Source organism: Flavobacterium sp. J27 (assembly GCF_004303025.1).
Classification (GTDB): domain Bacteria; phylum Bacteroidota; class Bacteroidia; order Flavobacteriales; family Flavobacteriaceae; genus Flavobacterium.
Genome location: NZ_PJQW01000001.1, coordinates 78,037 through 97,109, shown reverse-complemented (window position 1 = coordinate 97,109; position 19,073 = coordinate 78,037). Strand labels below are relative to the sequence as shown.

Below are 19,073 nucleotides of genomic sequence, written 5' to 3'. Positions count from 1 at the left end.
ACTTTTGCTCTTCAAATAAAAAAAGAAACACATGATTCAAGTCGCTCAAATTCTATTTATACTTTCAGTATTAGTTATTCTTCATGAATTTGGTCATTACATCACAGCAAAAATGTTTAAAGTTAGAGTTGAAAAATTCTACCTCTTTATGGATGCTGGTTTTTCAGTATTAAAAAAGAAAATAGGAGAAACAGAGTGGGGTATTGGTTGGTTACCCTTAGGTGGTTACGTTAAACTTTCAGGGATGATAGATGAAAGTATGGATACTGAGCAGATGAAACAAGAGCCACAACCTTGGGAATTTCGTTCTAAACCAGCATGGCAAAGATTAATCATCATGCTTGGTGGAATTGTTGTTAATATCTTATTAGCTTGGTTCATTTTTACTATTATGTACACGACAGTTGGTAAAAAAGTAGTTTCAACTGATGAACTTCAAAAAAATGGATTGTCTTTTGGAGAGGTTGGTCGAAATGTAGGATTTAAAAACGGAGATAAAATTGTTGGTATCGATGGAAAATTCTATGATGATTTCAAATTTATGACCATGGGTGTTCTTTTTGGAGATAAAATTGAAATAGATCGTCAAGGAAAAAAGATTGAGTTATTATTATCTGATGAACAAAAAGGGGAAATTATTAAAAAAGAAGGAAGAGGTTTTGTTCATGCAAGATCAGAAATAAATCGCTATTTCTTCGATTCATTTAAAGGAAAGCAAAACGGGTTAAAAAAATACGATGAGATTGTTGGTATTGATGCTACTCACTTTACTTACGCGGATGAGTTTGTTGATGCTTTAAAAGAAATAAAAAAGGACTCGGCAACTTTCATAATAAATCGCAACAATACAGAAATTTATGTAAAAGTTGCAGTTGATACTTCTTTAACTAATATTAAAAATTATAACTTACCATATAATTATAATTTAAAAAAAGCAATAATAAGTGGTTTTACTGAAAATTCGATTGGAGAAAAATATGGTTTAACATTTAATGATAAAATGCTTCGTGTTAACAACACTACTGTGAATACACAGAAAGAGTTGAGTCAAATTTTATCTAAAAACCAAGGAAAAGAAGTTACTATAACAGTGTTACGAAAAGGGAAAGAAGAAACATTTCCTGTAACTTTAGACAAAACAGGAAAATTAGGCATTGCATTTGACGATAAAGAAGAAGAAGAAAAGTATACTGTTGTAGAAAAATTAGGGTTTGCAGATGCCTTTCCAGAAGCGGTAAAACAATCTTGGTCCTTATTTAAATACAATGTACAAAGTTTAAAATTAATTGCAAGACCAAAAACAGGTGCATATACCCAAGTTCAAAGTCCGATTGGTATTGCTAGACGTTTACCAGATACTTGGAACTGGGAATTTATCTGGAATTTTACAGCACTATTCTCTATAGGTTTAGCCTTTATGAATTTATTGCCAATTCCTGGTTTAGATGGCGGACATGCACTTTTTACTATTGCAGAAATGATTACAGGTAAAACTTTAAGTGATAAAGCTGCTGGTTATGTTCAGACTGCTGGAATGGTTATTTTACTGACTTTAATGGCTTTAACCTTTGGAAAAGACATTGTTCAACTTGTAATTGATAAATTTTTCTAATATTTTTTAAAAAATAGTTTGTGTAAATAAAATTTCAAGTTATATTTGCACTCGCAAAAAAGGTAAACACCTTCCTCCTTAGCTCAGTTGGTTAGAGCATCTGACTGTTAATCAGAGGGTCCTTGGTTCGAGCCCAAGAGGGGGAGCAACTTTTTTGTAAACATACTATAACCTATATGGTTATTCCTCCTTAGCTCAGTTGGTTAGAGCATCTGACTGTTAATCAGAGGGTCCTTGGTTCGAGCCCAAGAGGGGGAGCAAAAAAGCCTAACAAAATTGTTAGGCTTTTTTATGCTCACAATTTAAAAGAGAAATATTCTTTACATCATTTTTCCTTCTTTTAAATATTCCTTCTTAATTCCTTGAATTAAATGTTCTAACTGAATGCTTTCATTTGCTTCTTCAATGGTTTTTAAACACGCATACTGTATAATATTTACAATATTTGCTCCAGTAATATCGTACTTTTTAGAAAGTTCTTTGATACATACTTCCTCTGAAACTTTAATTCCTTTTGGTAAATTATTTTCCCACAGTTGCATTCTTTCACTATATAAAGGCATTTCAAATTCAATAATCGATTGAAAACGCCTGGTAAAAGCCGTATCAATATTGCTTTTAAAATTAGAAGCCAGAATAACTAGACCGGGATGATTTTCGATTCGTTGTAACAGATAGGAAACTTCCTGATTGGCATATTTATCATGTGCATCTCTTACATTGGTTCTTTTACCAAAAACTGCATCCGCTTCATCAAAAAACAAAATCCAATCTTTATTGATTGCTTTATCAAACAAGGCAGATAAATTTTTCTCTGTTTCTCCAATGTATTTAGAAATAATCATAGATAAATCAATTCGGTATACGTCTTTCCCTGTATATTTTCCTAATAAAGATGCCGTAAGTGTTTTACCTGTTCCTGGAGCGCCATAAAACATAACCCTATACCCTGGTTTTATTTTACTTTTCATGTCCCAGTCGTGTAACAGAATATCATTAAACTGTAACCAAGTTTCTATTTCTTTGATTTGCTTTAATGTAGTTGTATTAAGTACTAAATCTTCCCATACTAAATCAGTCTCAATTAATTTAGCTGGAAAATTACTACTTAATTGTGGTTTTAAAATTTTACCTGATAAACAAAGTTCTACATACTCTTCATCTAAAACAAGCAACCCACTCATTTTGGGTTCTCCTTGAGGTACTAATTCTAGCTTAACAATGTTATTTTTGAATAAGACCGAATCGTCATGCAAATAATTATAAAAAGAAAGACGGTCTTCTAAGTCGTTTCCTGCAATCAAAAATTGTAGCGTTTCTCCAGTAGGAAGAATTCCTCTATGATTTTTTGATTTTAAACCACCAAATTCAGGTAATTCTCCGCCATTTGGTAAATATTCAGCCATTATACTACTTAGAAAATTTGGTTGAATATGAGGTACCAAGGCCAAGGTTATCGTTAAAATGTCTTTTTCCGACAATTCAAATTGTTGTATTAACTGATGTAATGGGCTAATGGATGAACCAACTTCAAAAGAAGGTTGTTCTGTAGGTTGTTCAACCAAAAAAACCTTATTCAGTTGGTAAACAAATTGATTTTTTAAAAATTGAAGTACATTTTCCATATTTTATTGTCGTAATGTCAGATCATGTTTGTTGAATCTATAAAATTAATTCTATTTTTTTGTTTGCTTTAGGGGAAAAAGCCTGTTTTTTATTCTAATTGAAAAATGTTTCATCTCTAAAATCTGGAAAAACCATAGTTATTTGTTCCATCACTTTTTTGTCTCCTATTGTAGCTTCAGTACCATCTCTATAAAATTCCAACCAACCTGCTATACCTACTAATTTGATATTTAGTTGTAAATAATGTTCAAATGAAATAGGTAATTTTAACAAATCGCCTCTACTCGCCGAATAATACAATTCAAAGTCATTATTTTCATTAATAAGAAACCCTACAAAGCCCGAACTTCCATCAAATATTTCAAGAGGTCTTAATTGACGAGCAATAGCAATATACTCTTCCTCTTCTTCACCACTACAAATAACAGTCTTCTTATATGGATTCGTTTTTGACCAATCATTATTGGCAAACCACTCATCTCCGCCAAAAACTTCTTCCAATGGCAAAAGATTTATTTGCCCCTGTATTTCATTTCCGATATTCCATTCTACACACAACCCATTATGTTGAAGATAAAAGCTTGTAACAGCTTCAGGTAATCGCTGTTGTAAGGCTTCTTGTGCTTTCATAATCACATTTACACTTGCATTATATCCTATAGTTGGTTTTTTTATTTTACATCCTTTTTGAGTCTTCAAAAAATCTATACTTTTTTGTAACTGTGCTTTAAATGAAAAAATTACATTAGGAAAAGAATTGTTTTTTACTAATTTCTGCAATGGATTATCAATTTGTTTGAAGGTTTCTTTTTCTTCGTTTAGGAAGCGTTCCAAAAACAAAGTATATCGATTATCATAAAGATAAAAATTAGAAATACTGGAAGGAGTATCAATATAAAATTGTTGCCATAGTTCTACTCCATAATAAAGGATTATTTTTTCAAGATACGATTGTATAGTAAGGTTAAGTTTGTTTATTTTTTTATTATATGTAAATAAAAAAAGAGTGGTTACATTTTCTGAAATTTGCAGGAGAACATAATTTCCCAAAGTATCTATTCTATGAAAAACGAACCATTTACTAGTATCTTGATTTGCTATATTATCTACTTCAGAAAATGAAATCTCATAGTTTCCTGCATCGCGAGAATCTAGTAATGAAACAGGTATAATGGCCGTATTTCCTGAAATACAGAAACCATTCAAAACACCTTTCCAACTAAATGAAAATCTATCACAAGTTAAATAAAATGATTTTAGTGCATCATCTAGTTTTAGATTTAATGTTTTTTCAACTTTTTCAATGACAGCTATCGGTTTTGGAGGAATAACCGTTATTCCATCGGTTTGAAAGGTATCGAAAATACTTTTCAATTTTTTTTCTCTTTCTTTCAATTGCTGCTTCATGTTAATTGAGTTTTATATCTTTTTTATTGGTTTTCATAAAATTGACAATATAAATTACTTTTGACGGTGGAATATGACTATTTTTATTTTGTGCGAAAGCATCTAACTTTACTTCAAAGTCTGCAAAAGATAAGAATTTTCTCTCTCTTTTTATGAATTTTATTAATGAATTAGAGTAGGACTCATTAAAAATACTTAGTCCCGATTCTTTCATATTAGTTCCTGTAGAGTTATTAAGTGAAATTTTATCTTTTGCTGTAAAATTTGGTTTAGGTAATGAAATAGTCGTTTTTATTTTAGTCGCTGATTTTTTATCCCATTTTGACCCATCTGGAACATTAAGTCCTGCTTCCAATTTTAAGTTTTTAGCATACATACTTAAATCTACAGCATTTCCTTTTTTATCTGATGCGGTACCATTGTGATAATCAATAGTTGCATTAATCCAAATTACACTTGAATCTTTTTTAAGTAACGAACTCACAGAGGTATCAAATCTTTCCTGTTTTGCTCCTTTATTCACACTATTTGGTCCTGGAATAAGATTCTCGGGCAGACCAGGTCCTCCAAAATTTTTATTTAAAATATGCATTTGAACCCATTTATCTGAAATTTTTGACAATCCATTATCATGAATTTCTTTCCATCCCGTAGTACCTGTTCCTGGTCCATTCTTAGGAATACTACCCTTTTTATTTTTGGAAGTATTATGCAGTTCTGTAACTGAAACATTAGAAGGCTTATTACCAGAATAACTATATTGTGCGATATCTGGTTTAGATTGATCCCCAGAAAGTTTCTTCAATGCTTCGCTTATTTCATTAAGTGCAGCTGTTACTTCTTTCATTCTTTTCTTTTCGGCAGCTTCGTCAGCAGCTTTAGTAGAACCTTTTATAATCACTTTTAATTTTGTATCCAATATTCCTTCTGCTTTAGCAAGAGCAACTTTATCTGAACTAGGATTTGCTTTTTGCTTAGCGATATAGTCTTTTACAGGTTGAGGATTTGCACTTGCAATATATAAGGTTGCATTTTCTTCAGTACCTCTAAAACTAAGTTCGTGATCTTCCCCTCCTTTATTTTTGAATTTTTTCTTCTTTTTCCACCATTGTAATACAGCAGCGATAGCACCTTTGACTTTTACTTTCCCTTTTTTAAGCAATCCTTTAAACGATTTTTTAGCTTTTAAAATGATTTTATCAATAGCTTTATCTACTCTTTTTCTAATTTTGCCAATAATTTTCTGAATTTTTTCAGTTAAACCAGTCACTCCAAGTAGAGAAGCTAAAAACCCTATAATAACTGGAATAGCTTTAGCCAAGGCATTTTCAATGGCTTTCGCAACAGCGCCCACAGAACCACTAGCAACAGCTTTTATACCTTCTATAAAGGCATTTACTAATTCCATGATTTGACTGGCTTTTTCCACGAAGAATTTTACAATATCAATAATCATCATGGCTGCTTTTACAAATGCACCGGCAGGACTCATTAATCCTAACACCCACTTAATTCCAGCTTGAATAACTTTGGTTATTACCATTTCTTTAATGGCTTCCATAACCGTTTGTTGTAGATCATTAAATTCATCTTTAATGTATTTCCAAAGTCCTGCAATACCTTCATTTTTAATAATCATAAAAACTTCGAAACCAGTTTCCAGAGCTTGTACTACTGGTTCACCTAAATGCTTCACTGCTTTTTGTCTAATATAATCCCAGCTCAATCCTAAAATTTGACCTACTAAGTCAAAAATACCAGATAAGCTAAACAAATCGTCTGGAATTTTTATTCCCATAGGACCTAATGAACCAGTTAACCATCCTACTAATCCAGAGGTAAGATGCGTCATGATATTTGCACCAAAATTTTCAAAGCCTTGTTTGATACCGCTAATTAAATTACTTAAAAAACCTATTGGATCCGAAATGATTGCACCTATAGCGCTAAGTGCCGCTACCAATAAATTCGTTAACATGTCTTTGATAGCAATAATAGTTTTAACAATCCCTACAACAGCGTCTAGAACCATATCTATTAGCCCTCTATTAGCCGCTTTCATCTCTTCAATACGAGCATCTACCTCTTGAAGTCCTTCATTATATTGTTGCGCAAGACTATCTATTAGTTCGTCTTGTTTTCCTTTTACCGTTTCTTCTAATTCATCAAACTTTGTCTCAATAGTTTCCGCTGCATCTTGACCTATTTTTTGCAAATTATTTGGTAGGGCTAAGACATAATCTTGAACTTCTTGCTTCCCTGTTGTAATTCTTTTTTTGGCTTCAGTTAGTTTATTGGCTACTAATTGAGCAATTTCAGTAATTACTCCATCCATGTAATCTATATATACTTGACGTCCATCTACAAAAAATTGATTAACTGTATCTGGTAATCCTTTGAATTTATCCCGAATCCATCTTAATTTCCCTCTTGCTCCACTATAGCGTTCACTTTTATAAGCGCTCATTTTTCTGGCAACGTAATTTTCAAAACGAATTTTTGCTACAGCAGCGCCTGCTGTAAAAAGAGAACTAACTTTAGTATCTAGGTCAGATAATATTTTCTCTACATCCGTTTTTGTGTTTTCGTAAATTGTATTTATTTCCTGGCCTATTCTATCTCTTTCCGCAGTATCAGTAGTGGCTGTTTCCCCTTGGTTTGCAACAACCTGATTTAAAGACATCTCTCTATCCTGATGCATTGCATCAACAGCCAATTGACCCGTATTTTCCGCATTTTGTTGTGTGCTGTTTAAGATACTATTTTCCTTAATTCTTAATTCTTGCGGAGCTGTTTCAGTATTCTCTTTGGCTTTGGCTTTTTGGTCAAGACCTTTCAAGAAAGAAGGCTCATTTGATTTTGCAAGTTGTTCATCCGTAATTTCATTTTCAGCCATTTTTTGGTCTACCTCAGCCATATTATCTTGTAAAGGTTGACTCACCTCTTGTTCTCCTCTTTTAGGAGGCATTCCTTTACTTGGATCAACATTAGTAGGCTTTTCACCAATGGGAGCTTCTGGCATTGGAAGTACTTCTCTACTCGGTATTGCTTCTACATTAGGGTCTTTCTGAGAAGTTTGTTCTACTGGTCCTGCTGCTTTTTCTTTTTCATTTTGAACATCTTGAGTAGCGGCATTACTTACTTCCTGAATATTATTGTTCTCTTCAAAATTACTTGCTTGCTCTTGATTTGATGGTAATTGCATACTTTTTATTCGATCCATCAATTGCGTTTTGAAAGTAATGGCATTAAATTCACCAGCTTCAGTGCTTTCCATTTCATCTACTTGTCCTGCTTGTGCCTGACTTTCTCTTTCATTTTCAGGTGCCAAAGCGGCACTTTGTGCAGCACCAGATGCATTTTGAGAAGTTTCATGTTCTTGTTGCCCTTTAGCAGTAGTATCTACTCTTTCGGTAACTTTTTTAAAATTAGGATCTTCTTTCGCACTTCTAGGTGTGGTTTTGGCTATTTGCTTTTCTCCTTTCGCTTCTTTAACTTGTTTTTTATCTTTTCCTTTTTCAATATCTACATCCTTTTTCTCTTCTTTGTCTACACTTGGTTTCTCTTCCTTAACAGAATTTTCTTCTTGATTGTCTTTTTTATCGGAGACACTTAGTGTAGCTTGATTGTCTGACTCACCTTCTGAAGCTAAAGTTATATTACTAGATTCATTTATATTGGTTTCTTCAGGAACATTTGTTTGTTCATTTGTTTCTGTTGTTTCAGGGTCTTCTTTTTTTTGAATAGCCGGTTTGCTAGCTCCTTGTTGTACTGTATGGGTTAATTCATGAGCTAAAAGATGTTTCCCTTCTTGTGAATTAGGATTATACTTTCCTTCATTAAAATAAATATTATTTCCATTAGCAAAAGCTTGTGAACCTAATTCTTGATTCATTTGAACAGCTGTAGTATCAGTGTGAATTTTTACCTGACTAAAATCGGTACCAAAACCAGATTCCATTTCATTTTTAGTAGAATTAGATAGCGTTGAACCACCATATTGACTACTTTTTAGTTTCGATTCTAATGCAAGAGTAGCTTTTTCATTCCCTTCTTTGGTTTGAATGGTTTCGTTGTTTTCTACTTGTTTTTGTATTTCTGAAATGGGTTTTTTTTGAATAATTGGAGCAGGAGCAAAGAAGCTATCGTTTTTATTATTTTGTTTCCTTGTAACTACTTGATCAGCCACACGGTCTGCTTCCAATTCATATTTATCATTTGACTTCCCTATATTCAACTTTGCTTGTACACCAAAGAAATCTTCACTGCTTTTTTGCTGTGTTTGTGGTGTTTTTGATTTTTTTGAAAATAAGGTCATATAAATTTCAGTTTAAGCTTTTAGGATTTGTTTTTATGTATACATTTTAGCTTTTACAATAAACTTATTGAGCTCTTCTCTATTAATAAAATCATAATCAAACTGGTCTTGATTAATTATTTCTTTTATCAATTCGTTTTTATAAGGTTTCAATTTAAAAAATTCATTAAGTAAACAAGCATTGAAAGAAAAATCATTACTCTTATACTTTTTTAAAAGTGCATTAATTATAGTTTCTATTGAATTTTTACTTTCGGGGTATTGAATAGCAATTTCAATCAACCCTTTCACAACTATTAGTTTGTCATCCCATCTATTTTTATTATTTTTTAAAAAGACAGTTAATGGCTTTATGGATTCGTTACCTATCAATTTCATGACCTTTGGCAATTCTATTCTAAACCAAAAGGCCTCTTCATTTTTTAAATCAATTAATGCGGCTAATAATGTTTTTATTGTGTCCTTTGCTTGTAATTGTCCTAAAGCACGCCAAGCATGCATAGGTGCAAATTGTTCTTTCAAAGCACCATCTGTAATCAAACTTAGATTTGATGATGAAATTATTTCTATTAATATTTTAGAATCTTTCTTTTTTAAATTTAATCTTTTAACATAATTTGGCCATCTTCGATCAAATGATGTTTCTCCAATTTCTTCCAATTTTTTTACTAATTCTATCGTTCTTTCCATATTTAAATTTTTAACTTGCATTAGCGTCTACATAAAATACATGACCTACTCTAGTTATTTTTTTTGCAGTTGTTAAAGCTGTAAGTTTTGTTCTTGTTGCTTCAACTTGTTTGCTTATATCTGCTGCTAAAGTTGTATAACTTGTGTATGTGGTTGCTGTATAAGTTTTACCATCAATAATTGTTGTTTGAGTAGTTAAACTATTTTTAAATTTGTCCATAATCAATATTCCAATATCAATATTTTCTCCAATATCAGGCAAACCAGCTTCTGCATTTGCTTCACCAATTTTTGTTTTAGTACCATCATCATTAATTTTATTAATTGGACCCGTAATCGATTTGGCAATATAAAATCCTATTGCTTTCTTTTTATCTTCTTCTGATGATGCTTCAGTAGCATCAACTTTTGTATCTTCATGATATGCTACTGTCATATCATATTCTAATGTAAATTCTTTATTAGTATTTGCAATACCCTCAGGTCTTTTCATTTGTTCATTTAAGCTTTTAATACCAAAAACAATATTTGATGCATTCCATTTACCAAATAAATGATGTGCAATAATATGTACTCCTAGGACAGTAGATTGAGGATGTTTGTTACCTGTTTTAGCAGCAAATTGATCTACCACACTTTGTCCTACAATAATAGCTCTGCTACCTGTTTCTACTCCTGGTCCATCAGCTGGTTGCTTACTGGTTAATGGATTAGCGACCACTTTGTGAGGTCTTCCATTAGAATCTGGAGTAGGTGATATAATAGTAGGCTGCACTGTTTTTTTAGGAACTTTTTTGGTAGCTTTCTGAATGTAATTATAATCCCAAGTATCGTCGCCATCTGTTACTGACGAAATATCAATCGCTGAAGCATGGTCTGTATTCACTTTATTTTTAATACCTTGGGCTTCTTCAGCAGTAATTTCCCCACCATCTTTTTCTTTTTCACTTTCCGAATCGATTTCAGCTAAAGCTCCCGATATAGGTCCACTTGTGGTTTCTTCGGTTGCTGTTTCGGGTTCATTTCTACCCATTACTCTATCTAATAAAGCCATTCCTGTATCTACTGCTTTGTTTACTAACCACGTTAAAGCTTGGTCTATCATTTCTCTTACTGCACCAATAATTTCTGCTATTCTAGCTCCTATACCAGACAATCCCACTTGGTTTGCTAAGAAACCAATAACCACTGGCATCGCTTGTCCCATAGTTCTTTCTAAATAATCAGCTGCTGTTGCTACATTTCCTCTAGCTATATCTGCCACACCGTTTACAAAAGAATTAACCACTTCCAGCATTTCTCGTAGATACTTAATAAAACTCTGTATAGCGTTAAAAAAGGCCATAGCACCATTAATAACTGCCATAATACCAGTAGGATCTAACATACTTATTAACCTAGCTGTTATTCTGGTTATGATACGCTCCATGACAAAGTTTTTCACAGCATCTAAAACTGTATTCCATAAATTACTAAGCTGTTCTTGAATCTTATCCCAAATAGCAGCCATCCCTCTTTCTTGTACATCTTTAATGAAAGTCCATATTCCTTCTAATGTATTTATCATTCCTCTAATTCGAGCAACTCTTTCTGGACCAATTCTTGGATGTGCGGCTAATTTCTCCCAAATTTTTTCCATGGAAATACCTAGCACTTCTAATACCCAACTAATCACTCCTTGTAGCGAAAAATCGGTAAGTTCTGGAATTCCTGCATCTCTTAATTCACTCATTAACCAACCAGTTACACCACCAATTAAGTGAGTTACAATATGATCAAAGAATTGTACAAATCCTTGTTTTAAAGCTTTTAGTATGTTTTTTAAGAACCCAATTGGATCCCTTTTAATATCTTCTATTGCTTCAAAAGCTCTGGTAATGATATTTCCAATAAGATCAAACGGGAAGTTCATAATTTCTAAAATAGCTACTATTACTATTCTAATTATCTCAGCCACAAAAGCAATTAATCTTCCTATTGGTTCTCCAAATTTTTCAATAATTCGCATGAAAGCATCTATTGGATGAATGAGATCGTCAATGGTCATGGAATCCCAAATATCTGTAAATAATTGAATGATTGAAGCGGGTGTCATATTCAGTGTGGCAACTGCAGCTTCTATTTCTCCAACTATTCTAGCTATAGCACCAGATTGTTCCATTTGAGCATATTGTTCTTCACCACCATCCATTAGGCTCATAAAACCTCGGATTAAATTTGGAACTGTTCTAGGAACTGTTTCCTGTGTAAAAGGATCTTTTCCTATAATAACTTTAACCAAAGAATATCCTCTAACACCAGCAGCTTGCTCTGACAACCAACTTAATAATGAATCTTTGACTAGTTCTAATACTTTTAAAGCTACTCCTGAAGCAAAATCCCAAACACGTTGTAAAAATCCACCAGCTTGTGCTACTAGATTCGTCAGATTTTCAGAAATATGAACTAAATTTTGAGGTTGGATAGCATCCCAAGCCATGGTAATTAAACCTCTAAGCTCTCCTAATAAAGAAGTAAAAGTACCTACTTGCGTATCAAGCCAATCTGCTGTTTCTTGAAGCGTGCCTTTTTCTTTCATTTGTTCCAACTCGGTTTGTTTGTCTATTAGAATTAAGAAATCTTCTAATATTTCAACAGTAGTTGCGCTAACTTCTTCGTCTCTTAACGGATCATATTTAATTATTTTTTTTAGTAATGACCATGCTTTATTTTCCTCTAATAAAGGTTCTGCCACTTCTATTAAAGCTTCTTTTATCCAAGTGATTACTTGATCTACAGTTGCACTTACAAAAGTGGTAATACGGTCGACTAAATCTTCAAATTTTTCAGTAATTAAATCAATTATATCTGTATACGGGAAAGAAACTTCGTCCCAAACTTCTTCGACTAAATCTAAAATACTATCTATAGTTAAGCCTACTTCGCTTAGCTTTCCTTCTACCCAATCGAAAACCTTTTGTAAAATGCCATACTCTTGCAACTTATCAAAAATAGCCGTACCAAAAGGAATTAATCCCATTAATCCTTCAATAAGATTGATCGGTGTTCTAGCAACACGAACTTCTTTTAGAGGATCATATTCAATAATTACTGTAAATAGTGTATATCCTGGAATGTGTCTTGCTTGATTGATAATCCAATCTGGCACATAATCTAGGAAGGAACCTTGAATCATTTCTGGTGCGGCAGAAATTTCAGGTTTCATTCTTACAGAAACGCCTTGCTGGATTGTGTGTGTTAGTTCGTGAGCCAACAAATGTTTCCCACTGGTAGATGATGGATTAAACTTCCCTTCATTGAAATAAATATTATTCCCAGTTGCAAATGCTTGCGAACCTAGTTGTTGATTCATTTTGGTAGCGTTTGCATCGTTATGGATTCTAACATTACTAAAATCGGCACCAAACCCAGATTCCATTTCTCTTTTCGTATTTTGAGGTAATGGAGAACCGCCTCCTTTACTGGTATTTATACTCGTTTCTAAATCTGTATTATTATTTGTATTCGCATCACCTGACGCACTCATTTGTAGACTACTCTCTTCTTCTGTAGTTTGAGACTCTTCTTCTTTTTTCTGTTGTACTTCTTCTTCAGGTTTTGACTGAATTATTGGTTTTGGAACAATTGGAAGCTTTGGAGTTGACGTATTATCAATTTTACTCGTTTCTGTTTTTTGCTGTAGTGTTTCCTTTTTAGACTGAACTTCTACAGGAGTCGTTTCAATTTCACTTTTAGGGGTTATTTCTGTCGTTTGTTCGGTTTTTTTCTGAACTTCTTCTTCGGGTTTATTTTGAATAAGTGGTTTTGAAGATGCAAAAATTTCGCTTGTTTTTGTTTCTTCATTTTTTGGATTATCCAATTTATTTTGAAGGGTTTCTTCTTTGTCTAATTGCACTACAGGAGCAATAGAATCGGCAAGTGGTTTTTGTTGATTTTCCAGTTGATTTTCTTCTAACTTTTGAACTTCGTTAGTTTCTTTTTTCTGAACCAAAGGAGAAGGAGCAAAAAAACTTTCCTGCTTATTCTTTGTATTTTGGTTTTGGCTTTTTTCAACAATTTTATCGGCAGTTCTATCAGCTTCTACCTCATATTTATCATTTGATTTTCCAATTGCAAGTTTTGCTTGAACTCCAAAAAAAGTCTCATTACTACTCTTTGTACTAAAAGTAGTATTTTTGGGCTTTGCATTACTTTTTGTTGAAAAAGCACTCATAAATGGTGAGTTTATATGTTATTTTTTTGAGACAACTCCTTGTTGAATAGTATGTGTTAATTCATGCGCTAAAAGTTCTTTTCCCGATTTAGATGTTGGGTTGTATTTACCTTTATTAAAATAAATATCCTTGCCGTTTGTAAATGCTTGAGCTCCCATTTCCTGACAAAGTGCAATAGCATCAGCATCAGTATGAATCCTTACTTCACTAAAATCTGCTTGAAAAGCGGCATTCATTTCCATTAAAACAGACTTGTTCATGGCATATCCTCCTCCTTTAGTGCTTTTCAGTTTGGTTTGTGTGCTTGGCTGAACACTACTGCTTTTTTTTTGAACCATTTCTTCTTTCTCCTCTGCCTTTTTTTGAACCTCTTGCTCTTCCTCTTTCTTTTGAACCGTTTCTTCTTTAGCTTGTACTTGTTCTTCTTCCTCTTTTTGTTGTACTTCGTCTTCACCCTCTTTCTTTTGCACTTGTTCTTCTTCCTTTTTTTGAACAGGTTCCTCTTCTTTCATTTCCTTCTTTTGTACTTGGGAAATGGTATCAGAAATAGGTTTTTGTTGCACTTCTTCTTCTTTGGCTTGAAGCAACCCTCCACTTTTATTAGAATGGGTTACCACTTTACTAGCTACTTGGTCCGCTTCAACCTCAAATTTATCTCCAGGTGTTCCTGTTTTTATCTTTTTTTGAATTTTTGGATCAAAAAAAGTAGCTGAAGCGTGTCCTTCTTTTTTTCTTTTTTCAAATGATCTCATACTTTCTTATTTTTACCATTCGGTGTAAATTAATTTTTCCAACCAAGGAATTTTTATAATGCTTATATTCCAAGGGAGACGTTCTAATAATATGTCTTGTGTTTTCCTTTCTATAAAAATCTTGGGATTGCCATCTTTAAAATCTATTTTTCCCTCTCTTTGCAAGAATTCGTTTCTAAGTATAGCAACTGAAGAACTCTTTAGAGCTGTCCAATGACTTAAAACGGATGCTAACATTTTTTCAGCTTCTTCTTTAATCTGTAATGGAATGACTACCTCTCTTTTTATTGGAAAATCCATTGTTAAACCACATAAAAACTTTTCAAACAACATATTATATTCGTAGTCATTTTCTTCTTCTGTTGCTAAATAATGTAGCAGATGTACGGCTAATTCTTTATCGTTTATTGTTTTATTATTTTCCTCTAAAAGCTGACAATTTTTGAAAAATTCTTTAATAAATGGATGCAATAAGATTAACCCTGCATTTTGGATATAGCTGTTTTCATCACCATATAGCGTTTCTGTATAAAATTCCTTTTCATGTAACGTGTTGTTTTCTTCTTTTTGAAGTTGGTTTTCTTCTTTTTTATTGATTCCTGTTTTTTTTTCAAACAGATTAATTTCTTCGGCTATTTTCAATAGGTTTTTCGTTTCTGAAGGTGAAAAAGAAATTATTTTTTCCAGTTCTTTTATATAGTGTGTAAACGACCACTTTTTGCTTTTAAAGAGTGTTTCATTTGTAAGATAAAAAGAGTATATCTTATCTAATTTTTGTTCGACAAAATAAGTGAATAAAGCTTCCCAAAAAGATTTTTTCAATGCAAAATTAGCATGGGTAAACACGATATTTAAAACACCATTTTCACGCGTAATTTCATAATAATCAAGATGCTTAGAATTATTAAAAAGGGTTATTAATAAGCTAATTTGCTTGTTTGTAAATTGATAAATAATTCTTTGTTGTACTTTTTTTTGAATGATAATTGCTTTAAACTTTGTTGTAAAAGCTTTGTTTTTTATCATTTCTTGGATATTTTCTTCGTGAAAAACAGCTGTTTTTTGTTCTTTATTTTGAACTTCTTGGACACACCACCAAGGTAATTTTCCATATTGTAAATAATATAATAAGGTATTGCTTTTTTTATCGGAAAGAGATAAAATGGATGTATTAATGAGTCCTTTATTGTTGTCTTTGGATTGAAAAAAATCATTCTTTTTAGTTTGTTGCAAAATAGCTTCAATCTTTTGTCGAATCTGATTTTCTATCTCTCTTTTATAGATTTCGTTACTTAATAAGGTAGGGTTGGAAATACTATTTGAATCTAAACTATTATTTCCAATCGTTAACGTTAGGGTATCTATTTGCAAAACAACATCTTCAGGTATTGAAAACCGATTTAATTCCTGTTCTATTAAGGCTAATAATTCATTTTCAACAAACATAGTCGTATTATTTTTTAGTCTATTAGCCACATTCATTGAGTTTGTGTCTATTTCTAAAAAAACTTTTTCGATTATATGTTTATTTTTATTCATTTTATTTGGTTTGTATATTTTTTTTTGTATATTTGAATCAGCCTTTCGAGGAATACTGGGTTTTGTGTTCTGTTATTTTGTTGTTGTTATCTTAGTGTAATTTTCACTTCGGTTTTCGATTTCGATTTATTCATTTCCTTCCCCCCATCGAGCTTCAGATCAGCTAGCTTTATTAGGTCTGAAGCTTTTTTATTTCTATTAATTAAGCTAGCTGATAGGTATAAACAGTCCATTTGTTGGTTTTTGTAAATAAAATTCTGCCTTATTTGCATATCGATTAAAAACAGGTACTAAAGCATCTAAGTTTATATTACTTGTATTATTAATATGAATGATATACTTACTTACTCCATTTTCATTATGTAATTTTTTTCTCAATCGAATAAATAAAGCCACATCGTCATTTGTATCATTTTGATGTTGTGCATAATAATTCAACATGGTTGTATTGACCCAATTTCCGTTTGTCCAATCTCCTCCAATAGATATTTCTAAATTCGCAAAAGACGGACTTGTATTACGAATGGCACTTGCAATTTGAACCAATTCCTGACGAACCGTTGTTGTAGCGATACTTGTTGGTATATTATTAAAATGAATCATTTCAGTAATAAATCTTCTGTAGGGTGCCGTAACGGAATGATCTATTAATTTTCTTCTTAGAGCTTCCCATTTTCTCCAATCTTCATCAAATCTTCCAAAGTTATCATCGTCTTTATTGATTGGAGCATAATTACTTTGTAATTTTTTGTAAACCTCTTCTTTATATGCATTTACAATAGAACAACTGATGTCTTTTGTTAGGTATTTTCTATTATTTCTTGTAACACCTTTATCGGTAAAAGTGTATACCGGACTAGAATTAGTTAACGTAATATCTTGTACTTCAAAAACAAAATTGTCTTTCTCTAATCGGGTTATTTTTAATTTTTTTTGTTCTTCAATAAAATCAAACACTAATCCTGAAGGAAATCTTTGATTAATTCGCTCCATTACAACATGTAACCTTCTAAGAAAAACATCATTATCTAAAGGAACTCTTAAAACTACAGGTCTATTAATTAAGTTAACACCGTTGATACTGTATTTTCTAATATTCAAAACATAATGAGTTGGCATTGCTTTTACGTTACTTTTTGTTCCTTTAAGACTTCTTGCCAGATTGTTAATGTATTTTAGTGAGCTAATCCAAGGATACATACATGCTATAATTGTACAGCAATCTAAACTATCCTCATCAGTGATTTTATAATCTACTGCAAAATCGGCAATAAACTCGTCTCCATCTTTTAACAATAATAATGTACCTCCTTTTTGAACCCCTGCTTTATGTTCAAATGACGGATTATTTTTTAATAGGGTTTTTAATTGGTCTTTATTTTCAACAACATCCAAAATTTGAAAATCAAAATCTAATCCATGCTGTAATTTTTGATTTGTAAGCCTATTATTAACCTCATCAACATCATCATTTAAGTAGCCTTCAACTCTATAAAAGTCATAATTTTCTAAAGCATATTTAAGTGGTGATTGAATAAAATCGTTAGCTAATAAGTTTGTAGTATGATAACTAAAATTAGCTTTGGGAATAAACAGGTTACTTCTATCAAAATCCCAAGCATTAATTAAAGAATTATCTACATTGTAATAATAAGGAATCGATTTATGTCCTAGTTTTCCTATACTTTTAGAGGGAATAATTTTCACTTGGTCGGCTGTTTCCTGAAGTCCAAATTTTTGAGTTATTTCTAATAATCTTTGGATTAAAATTTGAAAGTTTTTAAACCTTCTGTTTTGATCATCTAAAATAGGCGCTTTATAAAATTGATGACGATACGCTTTATACATTTGATTATCAACAACTTTTCCCAATAAGAGATGTTTTGGAAAAGAACTAATTAGAGGATTGCATTCTGCCGCTTGCTGAATGAATAAATCTTTCAATTCTTTATAGGTTGCTACGATATCTTTTAAAAGATCATAACGATAATGAATATCGCTTGGAATAGCAGTAGGTACAATATCGAAAATAGTGGTAATATGATTATTAATTATTGTTGCTTGTGCATTAAAACCTAAATTAGACAGTAATGTAGTGATACTATTTTTTAAACTCGTTTTAAATGTACTATCGCTCACAATTCCATTAAAAAGTTGTCTAATTTGAAGTGCAGATTGCATGGTAGTATACGTAGGAATTACTTTTTTAACCGCTAATTCGGGTAGTGCTTCATATGTATTAAAAAAATCATATTTTGTATACAAACTGTCTTTTGCTTGGATAATATCAGCATTAGACTGCGTTGTAATAAGCACTCTTACATTAAATACTTCTTCACCGCCTTGATTTGAACAATCTATCTGACTACACAAAGAAGCTTCTTTCGGATAACTTTCCAAATATAAAATGACTACATAGTTTCTAATGTTTGCCAAATCTGGAAAGGCAGTTACTAATTGCTCGCCTGGCTCTAATACTGAACCTTCCGATTTTTCTGGAAGTAATTCAAACAAAGGAACAAGCGTAGTAGGGCTATTTTTAAAAAACGGATAATTCCCTTTGTCTTCAGTAAAAGGTTTGTACGATTTATAAGTAATAGTGCCAAAATCGACACTAACTAATTTTTGTTTCGTGGCTAAAGATAATTCACCTGTTGCTTTTTTTTGTAATTTGATTAAATCTCCATCTGTCGTTATTCCTGTTCCTTGGGTAATCGTTATGGCATCATTAGCATTGGTAATTGAAATTACAAAACCACAAGCAATACCTGTTCCTGTTAAGAACACCCTACTTAAACGATCTTGATCTGTAAAATAGTCAATTGTTTCGTTTAATTGATAATGTGTTAATACTTGATCTTCCACATAACTATGATATTGCCCAGTTATATTATCTAGTTTAGTTGCCATGACCT

The 19,073-nt window shown here is 32.1% G+C and carries 9 protein-coding genes and 2 tRNA genes; 3 read left to right on the top strand and 8 right to left on the bottom strand.

The genetic code is table 11. The annotated features are described in order from the left end of the window. Positions 1 to 31 precede the first annotated feature (31 nt). The 3 genes from CX675_RS00365 (at position 32) to CX675_RS00355 (ending at position 1,870) form a co-directional block, all read left to right on the top strand. Positions 32 to 1,612 carry a site-2 protease family protein gene (locus CX675_RS00365; RefSeq protein WP_130733228.1) on the top strand — a complete coding sequence of 527 codons (1,581 nt, stop codon included), beginning with the start codon at positions 32 to 34 and terminating at the stop codon, positions 1,610 to 1,612. A 72-nt stretch (positions 1,613 to 1,684) separates the two neighbouring features. Beyond that, positions 1,685 to 1,758: transfer RNA gene (locus CX675_RS00360), tRNA-Asn, on the top strand. Between the two features lie 38 nt (positions 1,759 to 1,796). Further along, a tRNA-Asn gene (locus tag CX675_RS00355) sits at positions 1,797 to 1,870 on the top strand. 62 nt (positions 1,871 to 1,932) lie between these two features. Here CX675_RS00355 and CX675_RS00350 read toward each other — a convergent pair. From CX675_RS00350 to CX675_RS00315, 8 genes are all read right to left on the bottom strand, one after another. Beyond that, on the bottom strand, positions 1,933 to 3,237 hold the full coding sequence (locus CX675_RS00350; protein ID WP_130733227.1) for an ATP-binding protein: 1,305 nt from the start codon (positions 3,235 to 3,237) through the stop codon (positions 1,933 to 1,935). A 94-nt stretch (positions 3,238 to 3,331) separates the two neighbouring features. Continuing rightward, the gene (locus CX675_RS00345; RefSeq protein WP_130733226.1) at positions 3,332 to 4,645 is read right to left on the bottom strand and encodes an SMI1/KNR4 family protein; all 1,314 of its coding nucleotides are present in this window, start codon (positions 4,643 to 4,645) and stop codon (positions 3,332 to 3,334) included. 1 nt (position 4,646) lies between these two features. Beyond that, entirely contained in the window at positions 4,647 to 8,963 is a 4,317-nt protein-coding gene (locus CX675_RS00340) for a DUF4157 domain-containing protein (protein WP_130733225.1), read from the bottom strand. Positions 8,964 to 8,996: 33 nt separating this feature from the next. Further along, on the bottom strand, positions 8,997 to 9,653 hold the full coding sequence (locus tag CX675_RS00335) for a hypothetical protein (protein WP_130733224.1): 657 nt from the start codon (positions 9,651 to 9,653) through the stop codon (positions 8,997 to 8,999). Positions 9,654 to 9,663: 10 nt separating this feature from the next. Next, entirely contained in the window at positions 9,664 to 13,866 is a 4,203-nt protein-coding gene (locus tag CX675_RS00330; RefSeq protein WP_240723551.1) for a DUF4157 domain-containing protein, read from the bottom strand. 18 nt (positions 13,867 to 13,884) lie between these two features. Beyond that, positions 13,885 to 14,619: a DUF4157 domain-containing protein gene (locus CX675_RS00325; protein ID WP_130733223.1), complete on the bottom strand. Its 735-nt coding sequence runs from the start codon at positions 14,617 to 14,619 to the stop codon at positions 13,885 to 13,887. Between the two features lie 12 nt (positions 14,620 to 14,631). Then, entirely contained in the window at positions 14,632 to 16,158 is a 1,527-nt protein-coding gene (locus tag CX675_RS00320) for a contractile injection system tape measure protein (RefSeq protein WP_130733222.1), read from the bottom strand. A gap of 207 nt (positions 16,159 to 16,365) precedes the next feature. Beyond that, positions 16,366 to 19,068, bottom strand: coding sequence for a hypothetical protein (locus CX675_RS00315; protein ID WP_130733221.1), 2,703 nt, complete (start codon positions 19,066 to 19,068; stop codon positions 16,366 to 16,368). Positions 19,069 to 19,073 lie beyond the last annotated feature (5 nt).